Origin of the sequence: Buttiauxella ferragutiae (assembly GCF_022637515.1) — a bacterium.
In the GTDB taxonomy this organism is placed as follows: domain Bacteria; phylum Pseudomonadota; class Gammaproteobacteria; order Enterobacterales; family Enterobacteriaceae; genus Buttiauxella; species Buttiauxella ferragutiae.
In genome coordinates this window covers 4,960,510-4,981,284 of record NZ_CP093332.1, presented here as the reverse complement: position 1 = coordinate 4,981,284, position 20,775 = coordinate 4,960,510, and the positions used below count along the sequence as shown (strand labels likewise).

Genomic DNA, 20,775 nt, shown 5'->3' with positions numbered 1-20,775 from the left:
CGCTCCTTAATCAAACTTCATGCGGGTGGCTTTCAGGTTAACAATCGCTAATGCCCCAACCAGCAGGAAGATAAGCGTTGCGATAGCCGCCGCTAAACCAAAGTCCTGACCGCCGCCGCCTTCAAAGGCAATGCGGTAGGTGTAGCTCACCAGCAAGTCCGTGTAGCCCGCAGGCGTTGTGGTGCCGAGCCTGTCTGGCCCGCCATTGGTTAACAGCTGAATCAGCACGAAGTTGTTAAAGTTAAAGGCAAAGCTGGCAATCATCAGTGGTGTCAGCGGCTTAATCAGCAGCGGCAGCGTGATTTTAAAGAAATTCTGGAATGGGCCTGCACCATCCATTGCCGAAGCTTCGTATAAGTCGTCCGGAATCGCTTTCAACAAGCCCATGCACAAAATCATCATGTATGGATAACCGAGCCAGGTATTGACGATAATTATCATGGAACGTGCGGTGGTTGGGTCGCTAAACCAGGCGGGTTTGATACCAAACAGTGAGCTCAACATCATGTTGATTTCACCGAAACTTTGGTTGAACAACCCTTTGAAAATCAAAATAGAAATAAACGACGGTACCGCGTATGGCAGGATCAACATCACGCGATAAATCGCTTTGCCTTTCAGGGATTCCCACTGCACAACACACGCCAGAATCATGCCGACAGCCACGGTGAGAATCACCGTCAGGATTGAGAAGATCACCGTCCAGACGAAAATCGCCATAAATGGTTTTTGGATGCCTTCATCGTGGAACACACGTAAGAAGTTTTTCCAGCCGATGGTCACTGTGTAGCCCGGGCTTAATTGCTCGTTGCCCCAGTTGCCTTCGGCGTTAACAGACTGATAGAAACCAATATCGTTATTCGGGCGGTATTTAACGCCGCTTTGGTTGTTGGTCAGCTCACCGTTATCCGCCGCCGTATACAGTGGACGGGTGCCGGAAAACTGGCGCAGGGAACTCATGGTCAGCGTGCTTTGATCTGGCATTTGCGCGGTGATTTGCGTCAATGCCGCGCGGTTTTGCGTGATCACGCGCAGATTGGCTTTTTCGCCCGTTGGCAGCGCATCCGCTTCTTTCAATTTCAGGTGCTGCTCGCCGCCAAATTTAAAGGCGTCGGAGAGGTAATTTTTGCCAGTTTCTCCGTCGGTGAGGGCCAGTTGCCACTCATCGCCCGCCGGATAAAGGCCGAAGTTAAAGGTTTTGCCCGCCTGATATTGGCGGTCCATCAGCACTTCCTGTGCCCGTTCCTGGGTCAACTGGTTGGTGCTGCTGTAGTTGGTGAAGGCGATGGCGATGGTACAAACCAATGGGAACAGGACAAACAGCCCCATACCAGCCATTCCAGGGTAAACATAACGCCAGGCATAAGCCTTACGGTTGGCAAAAATATAGAGGCCAGCTGAGCTTAAAATCAGCGTCATGATGGCAAACAGGTACTCCCCCTGGGCGTACATTATGACAATAAGATAACCAACCAGCAGTCCCATCAGGCCGATGACTGACCACTTCAGTACATCGCTTTGCCACCAGTGGCTCTTTTTAACAACATCCATGGGGTCTTCCTCTACCTCTACAACTTATCATCTGAAACCACCCTCACCCTAACCCTCTCCCTTAGGGAGAGGGGATTGCGCGGTTCTCACCGTCCCCTGAGCTGGAGGGGATTGCTCGGTTATCTCCCTCGCCCCAGCGGGGAGAGGGCCGGGGTGAGGGGGAATGACTTACTTAGTAATACGTCCCTGAGCATCTTTCAGCGCTTCATCAACAGTCTGACGACCGCTAACTGCGTTGATGACGGCGGTGCGTGTGGCATACCAGAAGGCGGCCATTTGCGGGATGTTAGGCATGATTTCGCCTTTTTGGGCGTTATCCATGGTGGCGGCGATACGTGGATCTTTCGCCAGTTGATCCTGGTAAGATTTCAGAGCAACTGCGCCCAATGGCTTGTCTTTGTTGACTTCAGCCAGGCCCTGGTCGGTCATCAGGTAGTTTTCCAGGAACTCTTTCGCCAGTTCTTTGTTCGGGCTAGCCGCATTGATACCGGCACTCAGCACACCAACGAACGGTTTAGATGCTTTGCCTTTGAAGGTTGGCAGCAGCGCTACGCCGTAATTGATTTTGCTCTTATCGATGTTGGACCATGCCCACGGGCCGTTAATCGTCATCGCGGTTTCGCCTTTGTTAAAGGCCGCTTCTGCGATGGAGTAATCGGTATCCGCATTCATTTGTTTGTTTTTAATCATGTCGACCAGGAAGGTCAGGCCCGCTTTCGCGCCTGGGCTGTCCACGCCGACATCTTTCACGTCATATTTGCCGTTTTCGAGTTTGAACGCGTAACCACCGTCAGCAGCAATCAGCGGCCAGGTGAAGTACGGTTCTTGCAGGTTGAACATCAACGCGCTCTTACCTTTGGCTTTCAGCTGCTTATCCAGCGCCGGGATTTCTTCCCAGGTTTTTGGCGGGTTAGGGACTAAGTCTTTGTTATAAATCAGAGAGAGTGCTTCAACCGCGACTGGGTAAGCAATGATTTTGCCGTTGTAACGAACTGCGTCCCAGGTAAACGGATACAGTTTGTCCTGGAAAGCTTTGTCTGGAGTGATTTCGGCCAGCAGGCCAGATTGTGCGTAACCACCGAAACGGTCGTGCGCCCAGAAGATAATGTCAGGGCCATCGCCGGTCGCCGCGACTTGTGGGAATTTCTCTTCCAGTTTGTCCGGGTGCTCGATGGTCACTTTAATGCCCGTGTCTTTCTCAAACTTTTTACCCACTTCGGCCAGGCCGTTATAACCTTTGTCACCGTTAATCCAGATGACCAGTTTGCCTTCTTCTATTTTTGCCAGTGCAGAGGCGGAAAACATCATCGTTGTCAGGGCAGACAGAGCGAGGATGCGGGCGCCAGTTTTAATTTTCATATGTTCCCATCCTTTGAATGGTGGTTTGCGCGTGGATACATCAGGTCAAGCTAGTGGCGTTACGGTTGCCAGTTTGCGCAGATGGCAAGTGCTTCTCATCCTCCTTAGCCCTACGCCCCACCCCGATTATCTGTGATCCCCGTTACATAACTGGCAGTTATGTGTCCTGGAGCACACAAAACCACCCGGTTTTTTGAAACCACGATCACGAAAATCTCTTGTGCCGACTGTAACCGGTTGCAGAAACTCACTTCTCATCCTCCCGCCTCCTCCCCCATAAAAAACATCAGGGTGGAGGAGTTACCAAATGTATAGATCCGTCATAGTCCGACACATCTTGAATCACCTGCCCATTAGCATCGTGACGGAATGAATGAAGGGAGAAGTACATGGCAAGCGTACAGCTACGGAACGTAACAAAAGCCTGGGGGGATGTGGTGGTATCGAAAGATATCAATCTGGACATCCAGGAAGGTGAGTTTGTAGTTTTTGTTGGTCCGTCAGGCTGCGGTAAATCCACACTGTTGCGCATGATCGCTGGGCTGGAAACCATCACCAGTGGTGATTTGTTCATTGGTGAAACTCGCATGAACGACATTCCTCCCGCAGAGCGCGGTGTTGGCATGGTGTTCCAGTCTTATGCCCTGTATCCCCATCTTTCTGTTGCAGAAAACATGTCCTTTGGGCTGAAGTTGGCCGGTGCCAAGAAAAGCGAAATTAATCAGCGAGTCACACAAGTTTCAGAAACGTTGCAGCTGGCCCATTTATTAGATCGCCGCCCAAAAGCACTGTCTGGCGGACAACGTCAGCGTGTTGCCATTGGCCGTACGCTGGTGGCAGAACCGCGTGTCTTCCTGCTCGATGAACCACTTTCTAACCTTGATGCGGCACTGCGTGTGCAGATGCGTATTGAGATCTCCCGACTGCACAAGCGTCTTGGACGCACCATGGTTTATGTCACCCACGATCAGGTCGAAGCGATGACGCTGGCCGACAAAATTGTGGTGCTGGACGCAGGCCGCGTGGCGCAAGTTGGTAAACCGCTCGAGCTGTATCACTACCCGGCGGATCGTTTTGTTGCGGGCTTTATTGGCTCGCCAAAAATGAACTTCCTGCCAGTGAAAGTGACCGCCACTGCGATTGATCAGGTACAGGTTGAATTACCAAACCGTCAGCAAGTTTGGCTGCCGGTAGAGAGCAAAGAAGTCCAGGTCGGCGCCAATATGTCTCTGGGCATTCGCCCGGAACATCTGCTGCCAAGCGATATCGCTGACGTCACGCTTGAAGGCGAAGTTCAGGTGGTTGAGCAACTCGGTCATGAAACTCAGATTCACATCCAAATCCCCGCCATCCGTCAGAACCTGGTGTACCGCCAGAATGACGTGGTGTTGGTAAAAGAGGGTGCCACATTCGCTATTGGCTTGCCGCCAGAGCGTTGCCATCTGTTCCGTGAGGATGGCACTGCATGTCGTCGGCTGCATCAAGAGCCAGGTGTTTAAGCATTCCCATAAAAAAGAAAAGCAATGATTCAGGAGATAGAACGATGATTACTCTGCGCAAACTCCCACTGGCAGTTGCCGTAGCAGCAGGCGTTATGTCTGTTCAGGCTCTGGCTGTGGACTTCCACGGTTACGCCCGTTCTGGTATCGGCTGGACCGGTAGCGGCGGACCACAAGAATGCTTCCAGGCAACTGGTGCTCAATCTAAATATCGTCTGGGTAACGAATGTGATACTTACGCAGAAATTAAATTAGGCCAGGAAGTGTGGAAAGAAGGCGATAAGAGCTTCTACTTCGACTCCAACATTGCCTACAACTCATCACAGTTGAACGACTGGGAAAACGATAACACTCCAGCCATTCGTGAATTCAACGTGCAGGGTAAAAACCTTATCGATTCTCTGCCAGGCGCAAACATGTGGGCAGGTAAGCGTTTCTACCAACGTCATGACGTTCACATGATTGACTTCTACTACTGGGATATTTCTGGTCCTGGTGCGGGTCTGGAAAACATTGATGTCGGCGCAGGCAAACTTTCCTTCGCGGCCACTCGTTCTACAGAGTCTGGCGGTTCTTCTGCGAATGCGGAATTCGACCCGGCTACTGGCGAGCGTACATATAACAATAAAGTACCAAACGACGTGTTTGACGTGCGTTGGGCTGGTTTAGAAATTAACGACGGCGGCACACTGGAGCTGGGCGTTGATTACGGTCACACCAACATTCCTGACGATTACTACCTGGAACCAGGTGCGTCGAAAGATGGTTGGATGCTGACTGCAGAACATACGCAAAGTATGTTGAAAGGCTTTAACAAATTCGTTGTGCAGTATGCAACTGACTCTATGACTTCGCAGGGCAAAGGCCAGGCGCAGGGCGGTAGCGTTAACAACGACGGCAGCATGATCCGTGTCCTCGACCACGGCGCAATCACGCTGGCAGACAAATGGGACCTGATGTATGTCGGTATGTACCAGAACCTGGATATGGATGATAACCAGGGGACTGAATGGTACACCATCGGTATTCGTCCAATGTACAAATGGACGCCAATCATGAGTACCTTGCTGGAACTTGGCTACGACAACGTGAAATCCCAGGAAACTGGCGATCGCAACGGTCAGTACAAAATTACCCTGGCACAACAATGGCAAGCAGGTGACAGCATCTGGTCACGTCCGGCACTGCGTCTGTTTGCAACTTATGCCCGTTGGGATGAGCAGTGGGGTTACGCGAAAGACGCTAACGGCGACGCCACTCGCTTTGCCATCGCAGACAACACTGGTAACGGTAACTTCTCTACCAGCCGCGGCGATAACGACGAGTTCTCCTTCGGTGCCCAGATGGAAATCTGGTGGTAATACGGCTTTAACCTAATGTTATGAAACGATGAGGGGTTCGCCACTGAGCCCCTCGTTATTACCCTTGTATGCCAATGCCTGTTTCGATGGAAAGCGCTATTGCCTGGCTAACTTTCCACCGATTTCCCATTGAGGTTGATAACAATGAAAATGAAAAAAAGTCTCCTGGCACTCTGCTTATCCGCAGGGTTGTTCGCAAGCATGCCTGGCTTAAGCCTGGCCAATGTTAATATCGTGCCGCAGGATCTTTCTGCTGCACCTGCTATCCCGTCTTCCGCATTGCAACAGTTGCAATGGATCCCGGTTGATCAAACCCAAACCCAAAAGACTAATCTCGCAACCACCGGCCAGAGCTTGAATGCCGGTGATATCACCGGGCCAGTTGCGGCCTACAGCGTACCGGCAAGTATCGGGGAGCTGACGATTACGCTCTCAAGTATCGTGAATAAAGATACGGTATTTGCACCAAACGTGTTGGTATTTGACCAAAACATGACGCCTGCTGCTTATTTCCCATCGGCTTTCTTTGCCTATCAGGAACCGGGAGTGTTGTCTTTAAATCGCCTGGAAGGCGTCATGAAATTAACCCCAGCATTGGGGCAACAAAAACTTTATTTGTTGGTGTTCACCACCAATAAAGACCTGCAACAAACCACCACGATGGTTGACCCTGCAAAAGCCTATGCCAGGGGCAACGGTAATGCGGTACCAGATATTCCTGATCCGATTGCACGCCATGGTACTGAAGGTGAAATTTCACTGAAGGTCAAAACTTCTTCAAGTTCCAGTATTTTAGTTGGGCCGCTGTTTGGTTCATCAGGCCCAGGCCCGGTAACGGTCGGTAATACCGCCGCACCAGCCACCACTTACACTGCACCTGCGGCAGTGGCAACAACCGCCGTAGTGGCTCCAGCTCCGGCACCTGCGCCAGTAGTGGCTCCAGCTGCGAAAAAAGAGCCCGTGCTGAGTGATACGGAAACCTATTTCAACCAGGCAATCAAACAAGCAGTAGCCGCAGGTGATGTTGATAAAGCCCTGAAACTACTGGATGAAGCTGAACGCCTGGGCTCGACTACTGCCCGTAAAACTTTTATCAGCAGTGTAAAAGGCAAGGGGTAAGCGTTTCCCCGCAGTGCTGATGTTTGAGGTTTGGTGCGCTCACTGAGCGCACCTTTTTTTGCCCGTCATATTTCGAGCTGCCTCGGCGTTGGCTGCTCTCACTCACCCTAATCACTTACTCTAGTAAGCTCATAGGGATTCGTTCGTTTGCCGCCTTGATTCAACTCGAATGATTTAGAAGGTGTTTTGAATCCCCCGCTATACCCATTCTGCGTTACAATGACTGCCGGTTTTGTTTCGGAGAAATTCACATGTCTGACGCGCTTTCGCCACTGCGCGCCTTACGTTTTGAGGCTACGATTCCAGAGGAGCTGAGCGCATCGCTTCTTGACTGGTTGTTGCTTGAAGACTCAATGACTAAACGCTTTGAACAGTATTGTTCGCGAGTCACTGTTCGTATTGTGCGTGAAGGTTTTTTCGATTCACCTGTCGATTTTCCGGAAGCTGATATGATGCCTGAAGCCAAACGCTACTGGCTGCGTGAAGTTGTGCTCTGCGGTGACGATGAACCCTGGTTGCTGGGGCGCACCGTTGTACCAGAATCCACTCTTGAAGGGCCGGAGCTGGCTTTGCAACAGCTCGGCACCACGCCACTCGGGCGTTATCTATTTAGTGCATCATCCCTGACACGGGATTTTATTGAGATTGGTCGTAGTGCGGAGCTGTGGGGGCGTCGTTCCCGTCTGAGATTAGCCGGAAAGCCATTGGTGCTGACCGAACTATTCCTTCCCGCTTCGCCGTTGTATGCAGAGGAAAAATAATGGAGTGGAGTCTTAAACAGGGCAAATGGCAGGCCTGGCAACGCCTGATGAGGCTGGATAAGCCGATTGGCTCGCTTTTACTGTTATGGCCCACTTTATGGGCGTTATGGCTCGCGACACCGGGTGTCCCACCACTGACCATTTTATGTGTGTTTATCGCCGGAGTCTGGATGATGCGCGCCGCGGGTTGTGTGGTAAACGACTACGCCGATCGCAAGTTTGATGGCCACGTAAAACGCACCGCCCACCGTCCGCTACCGAGCGGAGCAGTCAGCGAAAAAGAAGCGCGTATCCTGTTTGTGGTACTGGTGTTGCTGTCGTTTTTACTGGTGCTGACGCTTAACACGATGACAATTTTATTGTCGGTGGCGGGGTTAGCATTAGCCTGGGTTTATCCCTTTATGAAACGTTACACCCATTTGCCACAAGTGGTGTTGGGTGCGGCGTTCGGTTGGTCCATCCCGATGGCATTTGCTGCGGTTAGCGAATCTGTACCGCTAAGTTGTTGGCTGATGTTTTTGACCAATATTTGCTGGGCGGTCGCTTACGACACGCAATATGCGATGGTTGATCGCGATGATGACCTGAAAATTGGCATCAAATCCACGGCGATACTGTTCGGGCGCTATGACAATGTGATTATCGGGATTTTGCAGATTGCGGTGATGGTTTTGCTGGCGGTGATTGGCTGGTTAAACGGATTAGGCGGGGCATTCTACTGGTCTATTGCGCTGGCGGGGGCACTGTTTATACATCAGCAGCGTTTGACGGCGAATCGCGATCGCGATGCTTGTTTCCGCGCATTCCTGAATAATAACTACGTTGGGCTGGTGTTGTTTATTGGCCTGGTGTTGAGTTACGTGCACTTCTAATATCAGAAATTAAATGGCGGATGACACTTCGTTTACCCGCCCTACAAGTCGAACCGTAGGGCGGATAAGCAATCGCGTCATCCGCCAGATTTTTTACTCAGTCGCAGCCTGCGACGTCGCACTTTCAATCGTCAAACGCACATCCGGCATGATCAGTTCTGCCAACATCTGGTAGACCTTCATGGTTTCAGTAGGCTCTGCATCCCCGGTATCGCTGATATAGCCTTCATCACGCAAGGTTAAAACCAGCGAGGTGAAGACGGCTTTATCAAAGAACTCCGGTGCATTAATGCCATGCAAAACAGACAAACGCTGGGCAACGGTGCGGCTTTCACGCTCCAGTGTCCCACGGTTAATCGACGGATTTGCGCTCAGCAGCCAGAAGGTAATCGCATAACGCTGTAGCGTTTCGCGAACACCTGCTGCCAGCAGCTGCATGGTGCGTGAACGAGCAGGATTAATCTGCACTTCATCGCCTGCCAGTGTCACCAGTTCCTGACGAGCCAGTTCATTGAGCATGATGTCAATTTCACCAGCAAGTTCGGTCGTGCTCCAGCGCAAGAACAGCTCAGCCTTCAGCATCGGGTAAAGCAGCTCGACCTGACGCAGCAGTTCGTTACGGTCAATACGGCGATGTTGAGTAATAATTGCCGCCAGCAGAGAAGGCAACACCAGCATATGCAGGATGTTGTTACGGTAATATGTCATCAGAACCGCCTGCTCGCGCGGCAGAATGATGATGTCACCGATGGTGTCTTTCTCAACTTCAAACTTGTTCATCTGCAATGCGTGTTCAATCAGCGCTTCTGCTGGCTGGTCTGGTGCGGTCGCGTCCGGTGAATACGGCACATTACGCAACAGGCTCAGGTAGCAGTTGAGCTGCTCGGTCAGTTGCTCACGGGTAAGTGAACGCTGACGCGAGGCCAACAGCGCGGTACAGCACAGGTTCATGGCATTTGCCGCACCGGCATTGTTAATACGCACCATCAGTTCAGCGGCAATTTCATTGACAGTTGGCGTCAACCATGCCGGGCGGATGGCCTCAATCGGGTCGATTGAATCGCGCCACTCTGGAACACGCTGGTTCAGGAACGTCATCAGCGGCATCGGTTCGCCAAAGTTAACATAGCCCTGGCCGAGGTTACGCAGCTTACTCAGCCCGCGCACCATCTGCATGAAACTCTCTTTCTCTTTGGTCGCGCCACGCAGCTCTTTCGCGTAAGTCCCCACTTCCATTACATGCTCGTAGCCAATGTAAATTGGCACCAGGGTAATAGGGCGAGTACCGCCGCGCAGCATGGCCTGGATGGTCATCGACAGCGTACCGGTTTTCGGGTCGAGCAAACGCCCGGTACGAGAACGGCCACCTTCCACAAAGTATTCAACGGAATAGCCACGGCTAAACAGCTCGCCCAGATATTCACGGAACACGGTGGAGTAGAGTTTGCTGCCTTTAAAGGTACGGCGGATAAAGAACGCACCGAGGCGGCGGAAAATCGGGCCGGCTGGCCAGAAGTTCAGGTTGATACCCGCTGCGATGTGCGGAGGAACCAGTCCCTGGTGATAAAGCACGTAGGACAACAGCATGTAGTCCATGTGGCTGCGATGGCAGGGCACATAGACAATCTCGTGGCCGTCATGAGCCAGTTGGCGCACGCGTTCAGCGTTATGAACGTTGATGCCCTGGTACAAACGGTTCCACGTCAGACCTAACACGCGGTCAGTCAAACGCACGGCTTCATACGAGAAGTTAGCGGCAATCTCTTCCATCAAAGCAACAGCATTCTGCTGGGCTTTTTCATGGGAGATTTTCTTGCTGCGCGCTTCATCTTCTACTGCACGAGCAATAGCTTTTGAGGCCAGTAGCTTATTGAACAGATCCTGGCGTACCGGCAGACGCGGGCCGACAGTCGCTAAACGCTGGCGAGCAAAGTGCATACGCGCTACGCGAGCCAGTTTTTGGGCGATTTTTTTGTCTGTACCGTGGTCGGTTGCCATCTGGCGCAGCGAAACCGGAGCGGAGAAACGCACAAAGCTGTCGCGCCCAAGCCAGGAAACAGCGAAAAATTTCTGGACGCCGTTCAGCATCTTTAATGGCGGATTCACTTCGCCTTTTTCGCGCCCAGGGGAGCGGCCAAACATCACCGATACTGGCACCATCTGCACATCCAGATTTGGATTGCTGCGGTGTAAGTCGAGGTAATCGTGGAACAGTTTGATCGACTCTTCTTTTGGCGTGTAATAAGTGAAAACACGCGGGCCGCCATGGATAAAGACATAGCGCGGCAATACCGCACCGTCGATTTCTAACGGCTCGAGAGGGTCGGGCAAGTTATGCGCGAGACATTGTGCGCGCAGCGTTAATAAGTCCGCCTTGGAGTTATACGGCAGGACATACATAATCGGGCGTGTGGGATCTAAGCCCAGTTCGGCTTGTGGATCTGCCGGAATGGACTTGCTCTTTACCAGAACGCCTAATGGTAAATTAAGTAATTTGTAGTAGATTCTTGGCCAGCCTGACATAAACGATGTAAAGCCTCAGGTTAATGATGCAAATTCGCCGCAAGAATATCAGAATCTGGCTCAGATTTCTGTGGCGTTGCAATATAGATAAGCATTGACCCAAATAATTTGAAAAGGTTTCCCAAAATGGCGAGCAGTACCACTGGACTTACCCGTATCATCAAAGCCGCAGGCTACTCATGGAAAGGGCTCAAAGCAGCCTGGATTAACGAAGCGGCTTTCCGCCAGGAAGGGGTTAGCGCGCTCATCGCCATCGCCATCGCTTGCTGGTTAGATGTTGACCCTATCACCCGTATTTTACTGATTGGTTCTGTTGTGCTGGTCATGATTGTCGAAATTCTCAATAGCGCTATCGAGGCGCTTGTTGACCGTGTTGGTACCGATTACCACGAGCTTTCAGGACGAGCCAAGGACATGGGGTCTGCTGCCGTATTAATCGCCATTATCCTCGCAGTTATTACCTGGGTCACACTGCTTTGGCCGCATTTGCGATGATCTTTCCAGAATAGTTAAGTCCCTGGTTTTTTGCTCAATTTGTGGTTCCAAAATCGCCTTTGACTGTATATACTCACAGCATAACTGTATAAACACCCAGGGGGCGGAATGAAAGCGTTAACTACCAGGCAGCAAGAGGTGTTTGATCTTATTCGGGATCATATCAGCCAGACCGGCATGCCACCGACTCGTGCCGAGATTGCTCAACGTCTGGGGTTCCGTTCTCCGAACGCCGCTGAAGAGCACCTGAAAGCACTTGCCCGTAAAGGCGTCATTGAGATTATCTCTGGTGCGTCGCGCGGTATCCGCTTGCTGGTGGAAGAAGTTACCGGTATTCCGCTGGTTGGGCGTGTTGCTGCGGGGGAACCACTCCTTGCACAACAGCACATCGAAGGCCATTACCAGGTTGACCCATCACTGTTTAAACCAAATGCCGATTTCCTGTTGCGCGTTAGCGGGATGTCTATGAAAGACATCGGTATTATGGACGGCGACCTGCTTGCAGTTCATAAAACTCAGGATGTGCGTAACGGCCAGGTTGTGGTGGCGCGTATTGACGACGAAGTGACTGTTAAGCGCTTAAAGCAGCAGGGTAATACCGTTCATCTTCTGCCTGAAAATAGCGAATTTGAACCTATTGTGGTTGACCTGCGCGAACATAGCTTCTCTATTGAAGGGTTGGCGGTTGGGGTAATTCGCAACGGCGACTGGCTGTAAACTTCTCCAGATGATGCGCTTTAATGCGCATCATCGTCTTAATTCTCTTATCTCTTCCTGGATTGGCCATGCGATTTTTCTCGACGGCTGACAGAGCTCTCTGGCGCCTCGCCTTACCCATGATTTTTTCCAACATCACCGTGCCTTTACTGGGCCTTGTTGATACCGCGGTAATTGGTCATTTGGATAGCCCTGTTTATCTTGGCGGTGTCGCTATTGGTGCGACGGCAACCAGCTTCTTATTTATGCTGTTGCTGTTTTTGCGCATGAGCACCACCGGTTTAACTGCCCAGGCATTTGGTGCCAATAATCCCTCTGCTTTAGCGCGTGCACTGGTTCAGCCCTTGCTATTGGCGTTAGGAGCAGGGGTGGCGATCGTCTTACTGCGTGAACCGCTGATATCCCTGGCCTTGCATATCGTCGGCGGCAATGAAGATGTTTTGTTGCAGGCCCGGCGATTCCTTGAAATACGTTGGCTTAGTGCGCCAGCCTCGCTTGCCAACCTGGTCTTGTTGGGCTGGTTGTTAGGCGTTCAGTATGCGCGTGCGCCAGTTATCTTGCTGGTTGTCGGAAACGTACTGAATATCGTGCTGGATGTGTGGCTGGTTATGGGGCTACACATGGATGTTCAGGGCGCGGCACTCGCCACCGTCACCGCAGAATATGCGACGTTTATCATTGGTTTGCTGATGGTGAAAAAGGTCATGGGTTTGCGCGGAATCAGCTTTGAGATGCTCAAAGAGTCCTGGCGCGGGAATGTGCGGCGTCTGCTGGCACTCAATCGCGACATCATGCTGCGCTCGCTGTTGCTACAGGTCTGTTTCGCCTCAGTCACTATCTTTGGCGCGCGGTTAGGTAGCGAAATCGTCGCGGTTAACGCCGTGTTGATGACGCTATTAACCTTCACCGCCTATGCGCTCGATGGGTTCGCCTATGCCGTTGAAGCCCATTCCGGGCAGGCGTTTGGCGCTAAAAACCGTGGTCAATTGCTCGAAGTATGGGGCGCTGCATGTCGCCAGGCGGGCTTAGTCGCTCTTATGTTCGCCGCTGTGTATGCGCTGTTTGGTGAGCACATTGTTTCGCTTCTTACCTCTATCCCTGAATTGCAGCTACAGGCAGACCGCTACTTGCACTGGCAGATTGTTTTGCCCGTTGTTGGTGTCTGGTGTTATTTGCTGGACGGCATGTTTATTGGCGCAACGCGAGGTACGGAAATGCGCAACAGCATGGCGGTTGCGGCATTGGGATTTGGGCTGACGTTGCTCACCGTGCCTTATCTGGGAAATCATGGTCTGTGGTTATCCGTGGCTGTGTTCCTGGCTTTGCGCGGACTGTCTTTGGGATGGATTTGGCGTCGCCATTGGCGGGATAACAGCTGGTTTCCGGCTGGAACTCCTGGTTAGTTACAGCTCATAGTTAGTTACAACTCATAGTTAGTTACAACTCATAGTTAGTTACAACTTCTGACGCGCTTTTAATCGCACTCCAGTATGCTGATTTGCCACTTGATTTTGGGGCAAGTCAGCATCATTTCTGTTACTTCTGTGGTTCAATGTTCTTAGTTTTCCCCTCACAGCCATATCCTTGACTACAATTATTTCCACGTCCAGCAGATAGTGAGTGTCAGCCAAACGGCAGCACCTGGGCGTTGTTAACTATTAGCAGTTCTTAACCGAACGATGAGGATATTATTATGAATAAAGACGAAATCGGCGGTAACTGGAAACAGTTCAAAGGCACAGTAAAAGAGAAATGGGGCAAACTGACAGACGATGACATGACCGTCATCGAAGGGAAACGCGATCAGCTTGTCGGTAAAATTCAGGAACGCTATGGATATGCGAAAGATCAGGCAGAGAACGAAGTCGTTGATTGGGAAAAACGTAACGATTACCGCTGGTAATCTCATCCCTCATATGTGTTAACTCTCATAGGCTAACCTGCCCTGGTACATGGATGTACCGATCCCCTCCATACTTCAAGCTACATCTTTTGGCTGCATTCACTTACCGCTTCAATGCAACTCGAATTATTTCGGGTTCAGGCTAGCGTGACTTCTTCTTACTCTGAATGGTGTGGTCATGCCCGCATTCTTCCGGGTGGCTACAGGCTTCAACTTCCGCACACGCGCTGCATAAACCATGCGCCTCAATGACATTGTGGTGTAGAGCAAATCCTGACTGGGCAGCCAGTTGATTCATAATATCTTCCACACCTTCCGCGCTATGCTCCTTCACCGCGCCACACCTGTCGCAAATCAACATCGCTGATGAGTGAGTCGGCTGATCAATCAGATGGCACAAAACATAGCTGTTGGTTGACTCGACGCGATGGACAAAGCCTTGTTCGAGAAGAAAATCGAGCGCACGATACACCGTCGGGGGTTTAGCTTGCGGTTCACTGGCGCGAAGTAAATCCAGCAAATCATAAGCGCTGATTGCACCCGCTTGCTGCGTCAATAAACGCAACACTTCCAGGCGTTGTGGTGTCAGGCGCACATTACGCTGTTCGCATAGTTTTTCAGCCTGCGCTAACACGTTTTGTGAAGTCGTGATGTCCATCAGCATTCCCCTGTAGATTAGCCCTACACTCTATCACAACGCGCAATAAACGCCGAGTGGTGCGCCATGCTGGCCACAGCCTTTTGAGATGACTATCCCGGAGTTTGCTATGAATAAACCTGATTGCATTCGTCACTGGAAAGAACTGGAAGGTGAAGATGACTCAACTTATCCAGACAGTGCTGAACTATTTTCCATTGGCGCGCCATTGGCTCGCAAACTTGGGCTAACACGCCTGGGGATTCACCACGAGCGCCTGCTCCCTGGCCGCCGGACGTCCTATCCGCATGCGGAAAGTAGCGAGGAAGAGTTTGCTTATGTTCTGGAAGGGCATCCACAGGTGTGGATTAACGGCCACCTTTACTCACTTGAACCGGGTGATAGTGTTGGTTTCCCGGCCGGGACGGGCGTCTGCCATACCTTCATCAACAACACCGAGCATGAAGTCCGGTTGCTGATTGTGGGTGAGGCCAACAAAGCCGAAAACCGAATTTATTACCCGCTAAACGCGAGCTATGCCGCACAACGCCAGGATCGCTGGATTGACCACCCGCCGCAGTTTTTTGGCCCACATGACGGCCATCCTTCACGAAAACCGAACGGTAAACTATAAATATGTTTACAGGGAATTTTTGAACTCATAATCCTGATGGAGAGAAACGGGATTTCGATGGGATAAACATCCCCCTTTTTAGCTTTTTATTCACAGCAATAGTCCGCCTCTGTTCAGTCATAACTGGCAGGGGCAAGTTATGCAATCTGATTAACAGACGGGCGAGCGGTGAATGAAAAAAATTAAAACTCTGGTGGCGTTCAGCGCCGCCTCTTTATTTGTGGCAAATCAAGCCAGTGCGGCAGGTACCTGGTCAGAAGCTCGTAGTGATGCAATGGGGGGTACGGGCGTTGCTTCAGCGAGTTATGGAAGTGGAGTGCTAACAAACCCTGCGCTGCTGGCAAAGGCAAAACAGGACGACTCAGTGACAGTTATTTTGCCCTCCGTGAGCGGGCAAATGACAGATAAAGATAACCTGCAGGATCAGATTGATGGCATTAGCGATACGGTCGATCAATACCAGAACGTTATCGACGATCTTACCCTGCAGGATATCCTTTTAAACCCAAATGGTTCACTTGGTCAGCTTCAGGGCGCTGCGGGGAGTTTGGCTGGCGAACTGGAAGATCTGCGAGGTAAAACAGCAAACGCGAAAGCCGGGGCGAGTATCGCAGTCAGTATTCCAAATGATGTGCTGTCGATGGCATTTGTCGCAAAAGCCTATGCGCGAGCACATGTGAGTTCCTCTATTGATCAACAAGATATTGATTATCTGCACAGCATCGCGAATTCCAGGGTTGTTGCCGGGGGAGTCGCACTAGATGCTGCCGTTAATGGCTCTGATGTTATCACCAGCAATCTCAACTCCACTGCATCTGGGCGCGGCGCAATTGTCTCCGACTATGGTGTGGCGCTGGCGAAACAGTTTGATCTAAACGGCGTGCCTGTCTCTGTTGGCATCACGCCGAAACTGCAAAAAACCTGGCTGTACAACTACACCACATCAATCTATTCCTACGACAGCAGCGACTGGAAAAATAGCCGCTATCGTAACGACGACACTGGCTTTAACGTTGATGCGGGTGTGGCAGCTGATTTTGGCGAAAACTGGACTGTCGGTCTGAGCGGCCAGAACCTGATTTCACATGACATTGATACCAAAGATATCTTGATCACTAATGGCAGGACGGGCGAAACCGTCAACTATAAAGACACTTATCAGATTCGCCCGTTAGTGACGGCGGGCTTAGCCTGGCATAACGATTTCATCACCCTTAGCGCCGACGGCGATCTCACCGAAACAAAAGGTTTCAAAAGCGAAGACGATTCACAGTACGTTGGCGTGGGCGCTGAAGTTACGCCGCTGCCGTGGCTTGCGGTGCGCGCCGGTTACCGGGCTGACGTCAAATCAAACGATAGCAACGTCTTTACCGGTGGGGTTGGCTTTGCGCCATTTAATCGCGTTCACATCGATTTAATGGGGCTGTACGGCGAAGACGAAACCTGGGGGGCAGGGGCACAGCTTAGCATGACCTTCTGATGAAAATAGCCGTCGGGACGAGCGAGTGTCCCGGCGCTGCTTTATGCTATAGTGGCGACCCTTTTTTAACCGTAGCCCGTAAACGCCCAGTGCCTATGTCCTCACAAACAAACCAGACCCTCTTCCAGCCACATCGTTTCTCTATTGCGCCGATGCTTGACTGGACTGACCGCCACTGCCGCTATTTTTTGCGTCAGCTTTCAAGCCAGACACTGCTGTACACCGAAATGGTGACCACCGGTGCGATCATTCATGGCAAAGGGGACTATCTGGCGTACAGCGAAGACGAGCATCCTATCGCGTTGCAGTTGGGGGGTAGCGATCCGGCGGCTTTAGCGCAATGCGCGAAACTGGCTGAAGAACGTGGCTACGACGAAATTAACCTCAACGTAGGTTGCCCATCTGACCGTGTACAAAATGGCATGTTTGGCGCGTGTCTGATGGCTGATGCCCAGCGGGTTGCCGATTGCATCAAAGCGATGCGCGACGTGGTTTCTATTCCCGTCACCGTCAAAACGCGTATTGGCATTGATGACCAGGACAGCTACGAATTCCTGTGTGATTTCATCGGTACAGTCGCCGGGAAGGGCGAATGTGAGATGTTCATTATCCATGCCCGTAAAGCGTGGCTTTCGGGCCTAAGCCCGAAAGAAAACCGTGAAATTCCGCCGCTGGATTACCCGCGCGTGTATCAACTCAAGCGTGATTTCCCACACCTGACGATGGCCATCAACGGCGGTATCAAAACGCTGGAAGAGGCAAAAGCCCATCTGGAACATATGGATGGCGTCATGGTCGGGCGCGAAGCCTATCAGAACCCAGGCCTGCTGACCGCGGTTGACCGTGAAATTTTTGGTATTGATGCGCCGGAAGTCGACACCGTTGCTGCGGTTCGTGCCATGTATCCGTACATAGAGCGTGAACTGGCAAACGGCACTTATCTTGGCCATGTCACCCGCCACATGCTGGGCTTATTCCAGGGGATTCCGGGTGCACGCCAGTGGCGTCGTTATCTGAGTGAAAACGCCCACAAAGCCGGTGCCGGGATTGATGTCGTGGAACATGCGTTGTCATTGGTTGCGGACAAGCGCTAACTTTTGTCGGTAATAACCTGGCTAGTTGCTCAGGTATTGCGGAGTTGATCACAACCTCGCATCTTTCTGGCTAAGTTTGCAGGCTGTGGCGTATCAATTATTTACCAAATCTGACAATATTACTGGGTCACGAAAAACGAATTCATCGCGCTGTACCCTACATACCGTGCGAACAAAAAAAGAATGGGCTTCCCTCGGGAGGCCCAAATTCTTTTATGGAATCAGCAGGCTAGAACCTTGCGTGCTACGGCTCTCCAGCGTTTTATGTGCCAAAGCGGCATCGCTTAAGGCGAATTTCTGGTTTTCAGCCACATCGACTTTTATCACGCCGCTGGCAATCAATGAGAACAGCTCATTGCAAGCTTCTTCCAGCTCTTCACGCGTGGTCACGTAACCATTCAGTGACGGGCGAGTAACATACAGCGAGCCTTTCTGGTTAAGAATCCCCAGATTCACCCCTGTAACCGGGCCAGATGAATTACCAAAACTCACCATCAATCCCTGGCGCTGTAAGCAATCCAGCGATGCCTCCCAGGTATCTTTCCCCACCGAATCATAAACAACCGCGACTTTCTTGCCGCCTGTCATCTCTTTTACGCGTTCGACAAGATTCTCTTCGCGATAGTTAATGGTTTGCCAGGCACCGGCGTTTTTGGCGCTTTCTGCTTTTTGCGCCGAACCCACCGTACCAATCAGTTTGGCACCCAGCGCTTTGGCCCATTGGCAGGCGATAAGACCCACACCACCGGCGGCGGCATGGAACAGGAAAACTTCGTTGGCTTTAATATCGTAGGTTTTACGCAACAGATAATAGACAGTTAGCCCTTTGAGGAATGACGCGGCGGCTTGTTCGAAAGAGATGGCATCGGGCAGTTTTGCGGCTTTATCCGCTGGCACGTTATGCACGCTGCTGTAGGCACCAAGCCCGGATTGCGCGTAGACAACTCGATCACCAACTTTAAGATGCGTGACCGCGCTGCCAACTTTACTGACGACACCCGCAGCTTCAGTACCGAGGCCACTTGGCAGCATCGGTGGCGGGTATAAACCACTGCGAATATAGGTATCAATGTAGTTGATACCAATCGCTTTGTTCTCAACTTGTACTTCGTTTTCTGCTGGGGCGTTTGGGGTGAATTCAACAACTTTTAAGACTTCAGGGCCGCCATGTTGACTAAATTCAATGCGCGTTGCCATGAGAACTCCTTCTGTTTCCTCGGAGGGAGATAGAGTAAACTCTCGTTCCTCTTATCTGATTTTGGTAACTCCCTCACTATGGCAGGAAATAAACCCTTCAACAAACCGAAAGAACCCCGCGATCGTCAGATGGAAGGGCTGAAAATGCCGCCACATTCTCTGGAAGCGGAGCAATCGGTGTTGGGCGGTTTAATGCTGGACAACGAACGCTGGGATAACGTTTCCGAGCGCGTCGTGGCTAACGATTTTTTCAGCCGTCCACACCGCATGATCTTCACCGAAATGCAGCGTTTGCTCGAAATGAGCAAGCCCATCGACCTGATCACGCTTTCTGAGTCTCTGGAATTACAGGGCAACCTCGAAAGCGTTGGTGGTTTCGCCTATCTGGCCGAATTATCTAAAAATACGCCAAGTGCTGCGAACATCAGTGCTTATGCCGACATCGTGCGTGAACGCGCCGTTGTTCGTGAAATGATTGCCGTGGCGAATGAAATCGCCGATGCCGGTTATGACCCGCAAGGGCGTACCAGCGAAGATTTACTCGATCTGGCCGAGTCACGCGTGTTCCAGATTGCTGAGAGCCGCGCGAATAAAGACGAAGGCCCAAAAAGCATCGACCAAATCCTCGAAGCGACCGTTTCGCGTATCGAAACGCTCTTCCAGACCCCACACGATGGTGTGACGGGCGTGGATACTGGCTACCATGATCTGAACAAAAAAACGGCCGGTCTACAGCGTTCCGACCTCATTATCGTGGCCGCGCGTCCATCGATGGGTAAAACCACGTTTGCGATGAACCTGTGTGAAAACGCCGCGATGTTGCAGGAAAAACCGGTGCTGATTTTCAGCCTCGAGATGCCAGGCGAGCAGATCATGATGCGTATGCTGGCGTCGCTGTCACGCGTCGACCAAACCAAAATCCGTACCGGCCAGTTGGATGATGAAGACTGGGCGCGTATTTCGAGCACCATGGGCATCTTGCTTGAAAAACGCAATATGTACATTGATGACTCATCCGGCCTGACGCCAACGGAAGTGCGATCACGTGCGCGCCGTATCTACCGCGAACATGGCGGCCTGAGCCTGATCATGATCGACTACCTGCAATTGATGCGCGTGCCGTCGCTTTCCGACAACCGTACTCTGGAAATCGCTGAGATTTCGCGCTCGCTAAAGGCGCTGGCAAAAGAGCTACAGGTGCCGGTCGTCGCGCTCTCGCAGCTTAACCGCTCCCTGGAACAACGTGCCGATAAACGCCCGGTCAACTCCGACTTACGTGAATCTGGCTCCATCGAGCAGGATGCCGACTTAATCATGTTCATCTACCGTGACGAAGTTTATAACGATAACAGTGACGAGAAAGGCATCGCGCAAATCATCCTCGGTAAACAGCGTAACGGCCCAATCGGCACCGTGCGCCTGACGTTCAACGGGCAGTTCTCACGCTTTGATAACTACGCTGGCCCGCAATACGACGAAGACTAAATCCTCGTCATCCTTCGTGCCACAACTGCGTTGGCTGCGCTCACTCGCCCGAATCACTTACTTGCGTAAGCTCGTCGGGACGAGTTCT

The 20,775-nt window shown here is 51.6% G+C and carries 18 protein-coding genes; 13 read left to right on the top strand and 5 right to left on the bottom strand.

The genetic code is table 11. From position 1 onward, the window contains the following. Positions 1-6: 6 nt before the first annotated feature. Both malF and malE read right to left on the bottom strand, forming a co-directional pair. Complete coding sequence (malF, locus tag MNO13_RS22900) at positions 7-1,551, bottom strand: maltose ABC transporter permease MalF (protein WP_121814537.1); 1,545 nt, start codon at positions 1,549-1,551, stop codon at positions 7-9. Between the two features lie 168 nt (positions 1,552-1,719). Then, a complete protein-coding gene (gene malE / locus MNO13_RS22895) occupies positions 1,720-2,910 on the bottom strand; it encodes a maltose/maltodextrin ABC transporter substrate-binding protein MalE (RefSeq protein ID WP_064541261.1) in 1,191 nt (396 codons plus the stop codon). Between the two features lie 389 nt (positions 2,911-3,299). On the opposite strand from malE, the gene malK reads away from it, so the two are divergent. The 5 genes from malK to ubiA all read left to right on the top strand — a co-directional run bounded on the left by malK (position 3,300) and on the right by ubiA (position 8,522). Next, positions 3,300-4,409: a maltose/maltodextrin ABC transporter ATP-binding protein MalK gene (gene malK, locus MNO13_RS22890; protein WP_064541259.1), complete on the top strand. Its 1,110-nt coding sequence runs from the start codon at positions 3,300-3,302 to the stop codon at positions 4,407-4,409. Between the two features lie 44 nt (positions 4,410-4,453). Then, entirely contained in the window at positions 4,454-5,770 is a 1,317-nt protein-coding gene (locus tag MNO13_RS22885) for a maltoporin (RefSeq protein ID WP_064541256.1), read from the top strand. A 144-nt stretch (positions 5,771-5,914) separates the two neighbouring features. Next, positions 5,915-6,889, top strand: a complete 975-nt coding sequence (gene malM, locus MNO13_RS22880) for a maltose operon protein MalM (RefSeq protein ID WP_064541254.1) — start codon at positions 5,915-5,917, stop codon at positions 6,887-6,889. Between the two features lie 251 nt (positions 6,890-7,140). Then, the gene (ubiC, locus tag MNO13_RS22875) at positions 7,141-7,650 is read left to right on the top strand and encodes a chorismate lyase (RefSeq protein WP_064541251.1); all 510 of its coding nucleotides are present in this window, start codon (positions 7,141-7,143) and stop codon (positions 7,648-7,650) included. Continuing rightward, on the top strand, positions 7,650-8,522 hold the full coding sequence (gene ubiA, locus MNO13_RS22870; RefSeq protein ID WP_064541248.1) for a 4-hydroxybenzoate octaprenyltransferase: 873 nt from the start codon (positions 7,650-7,652) through the stop codon (positions 8,520-8,522). Before ubiC ends, ubiA begins: the two co-directional genes overlap by 1 nt. A gap of 93 nt (positions 8,523-8,615) precedes the next feature. Here ubiA and plsB read toward each other — a convergent pair whose 3' ends face one another. Further along, complete coding sequence (plsB, locus tag MNO13_RS22865; protein WP_241939349.1) at positions 8,616-11,045, bottom strand: glycerol-3-phosphate 1-O-acyltransferase PlsB; 2,430 nt, start codon at positions 11,043-11,045, stop codon at positions 8,616-8,618. 126 nt (positions 11,046-11,171) lie between these two features. On the opposite strand from plsB, the gene MNO13_RS22860 reads away from it, so the two are divergent. From MNO13_RS22860 to MNO13_RS22845, 4 genes are all read left to right on the top strand, one after another. After that, positions 11,172-11,540 carry a diacylglycerol kinase gene (locus MNO13_RS22860; RefSeq protein WP_133523047.1) on the top strand — a complete coding sequence of 123 codons (369 nt, stop codon included), beginning with the start codon at positions 11,172-11,174 and terminating at the stop codon, positions 11,538-11,540. 108 nt (positions 11,541-11,648) lie between these two features. Beyond that, a complete protein-coding gene (lexA, locus tag MNO13_RS22855; protein ID WP_121814535.1) occupies positions 11,649-12,257 on the top strand; it encodes a transcriptional repressor LexA in 609 nt (202 codons plus the stop codon). A gap of 68 nt (positions 12,258-12,325) precedes the next feature. Beyond that, on the top strand, positions 12,326-13,660 hold the full coding sequence (gene dinF, locus MNO13_RS22850) for an MATE family efflux transporter DinF (RefSeq protein ID WP_121814534.1): 1,335 nt from the start codon (positions 12,326-12,328) through the stop codon (positions 13,658-13,660). 290 nt (positions 13,661-13,950) lie between these two features. Next, on the top strand, positions 13,951-14,160 hold the full coding sequence (locus MNO13_RS22845) for a CsbD family protein (protein WP_064541231.1): 210 nt from the start codon (positions 13,951-13,953) through the stop codon (positions 14,158-14,160). A 142-nt stretch (positions 14,161-14,302) separates the two neighbouring features. On the opposite strand, the gene zur is transcribed toward MNO13_RS22845, so the two are convergent. Beyond that, positions 14,303-14,818 carry a zinc uptake transcriptional repressor Zur gene (gene zur, locus MNO13_RS22840; RefSeq protein ID WP_064541227.1) on the bottom strand — a complete coding sequence of 172 codons (516 nt, stop codon included), beginning with the start codon at positions 14,816-14,818 and terminating at the stop codon, positions 14,303-14,305. A 109-nt stretch (positions 14,819-14,927) separates the two neighbouring features. Between zur and MNO13_RS22835 the strand changes: the two genes are divergently transcribed. The 3 genes from MNO13_RS22835 (at position 14,928) to dusA (ending at position 18,005) form a co-directional block, all read left to right on the top strand. Then, positions 14,928-15,431: a cupin domain-containing protein gene (locus tag MNO13_RS22835; protein ID WP_241939348.1), complete on the top strand. Its 504-nt coding sequence runs from the start codon at positions 14,928-14,930 to the stop codon at positions 15,429-15,431. A gap of 172 nt (positions 15,432-15,603) precedes the next feature. After that, positions 15,604-16,911, top strand: coding sequence for a conjugal transfer protein TraF (locus MNO13_RS22830; RefSeq protein ID WP_237930334.1), 1,308 nt, complete (start codon positions 15,604-15,606; stop codon positions 16,909-16,911). A gap of 95 nt (positions 16,912-17,006) precedes the next feature. Continuing rightward, positions 17,007-18,005, top strand: coding sequence for a tRNA dihydrouridine(20/20a) synthase DusA (gene dusA, locus MNO13_RS22825; protein WP_064541312.1), 999 nt, complete (start codon positions 17,007-17,009; stop codon positions 18,003-18,005). Between the two features lie 213 nt (positions 18,006-18,218). Here dusA and MNO13_RS22820 read toward each other — a convergent pair whose 3' ends face one another. Then, positions 18,219-19,202, bottom strand: coding sequence for a quinone oxidoreductase (locus MNO13_RS22820; protein ID WP_064541218.1), 984 nt, complete (start codon positions 19,200-19,202; stop codon positions 18,219-18,221). A gap of 78 nt (positions 19,203-19,280) precedes the next feature. Between MNO13_RS22820 and dnaB the strand changes: the two genes are divergently transcribed. Next, positions 19,281-20,687: a replicative DNA helicase gene (gene dnaB / locus MNO13_RS22815; RefSeq protein ID WP_064541215.1), complete on the top strand. Its 1,407-nt coding sequence runs from the start codon at positions 19,281-19,283 to the stop codon at positions 20,685-20,687. Positions 20,688-20,775: the final 88 nt, after the last annotated feature.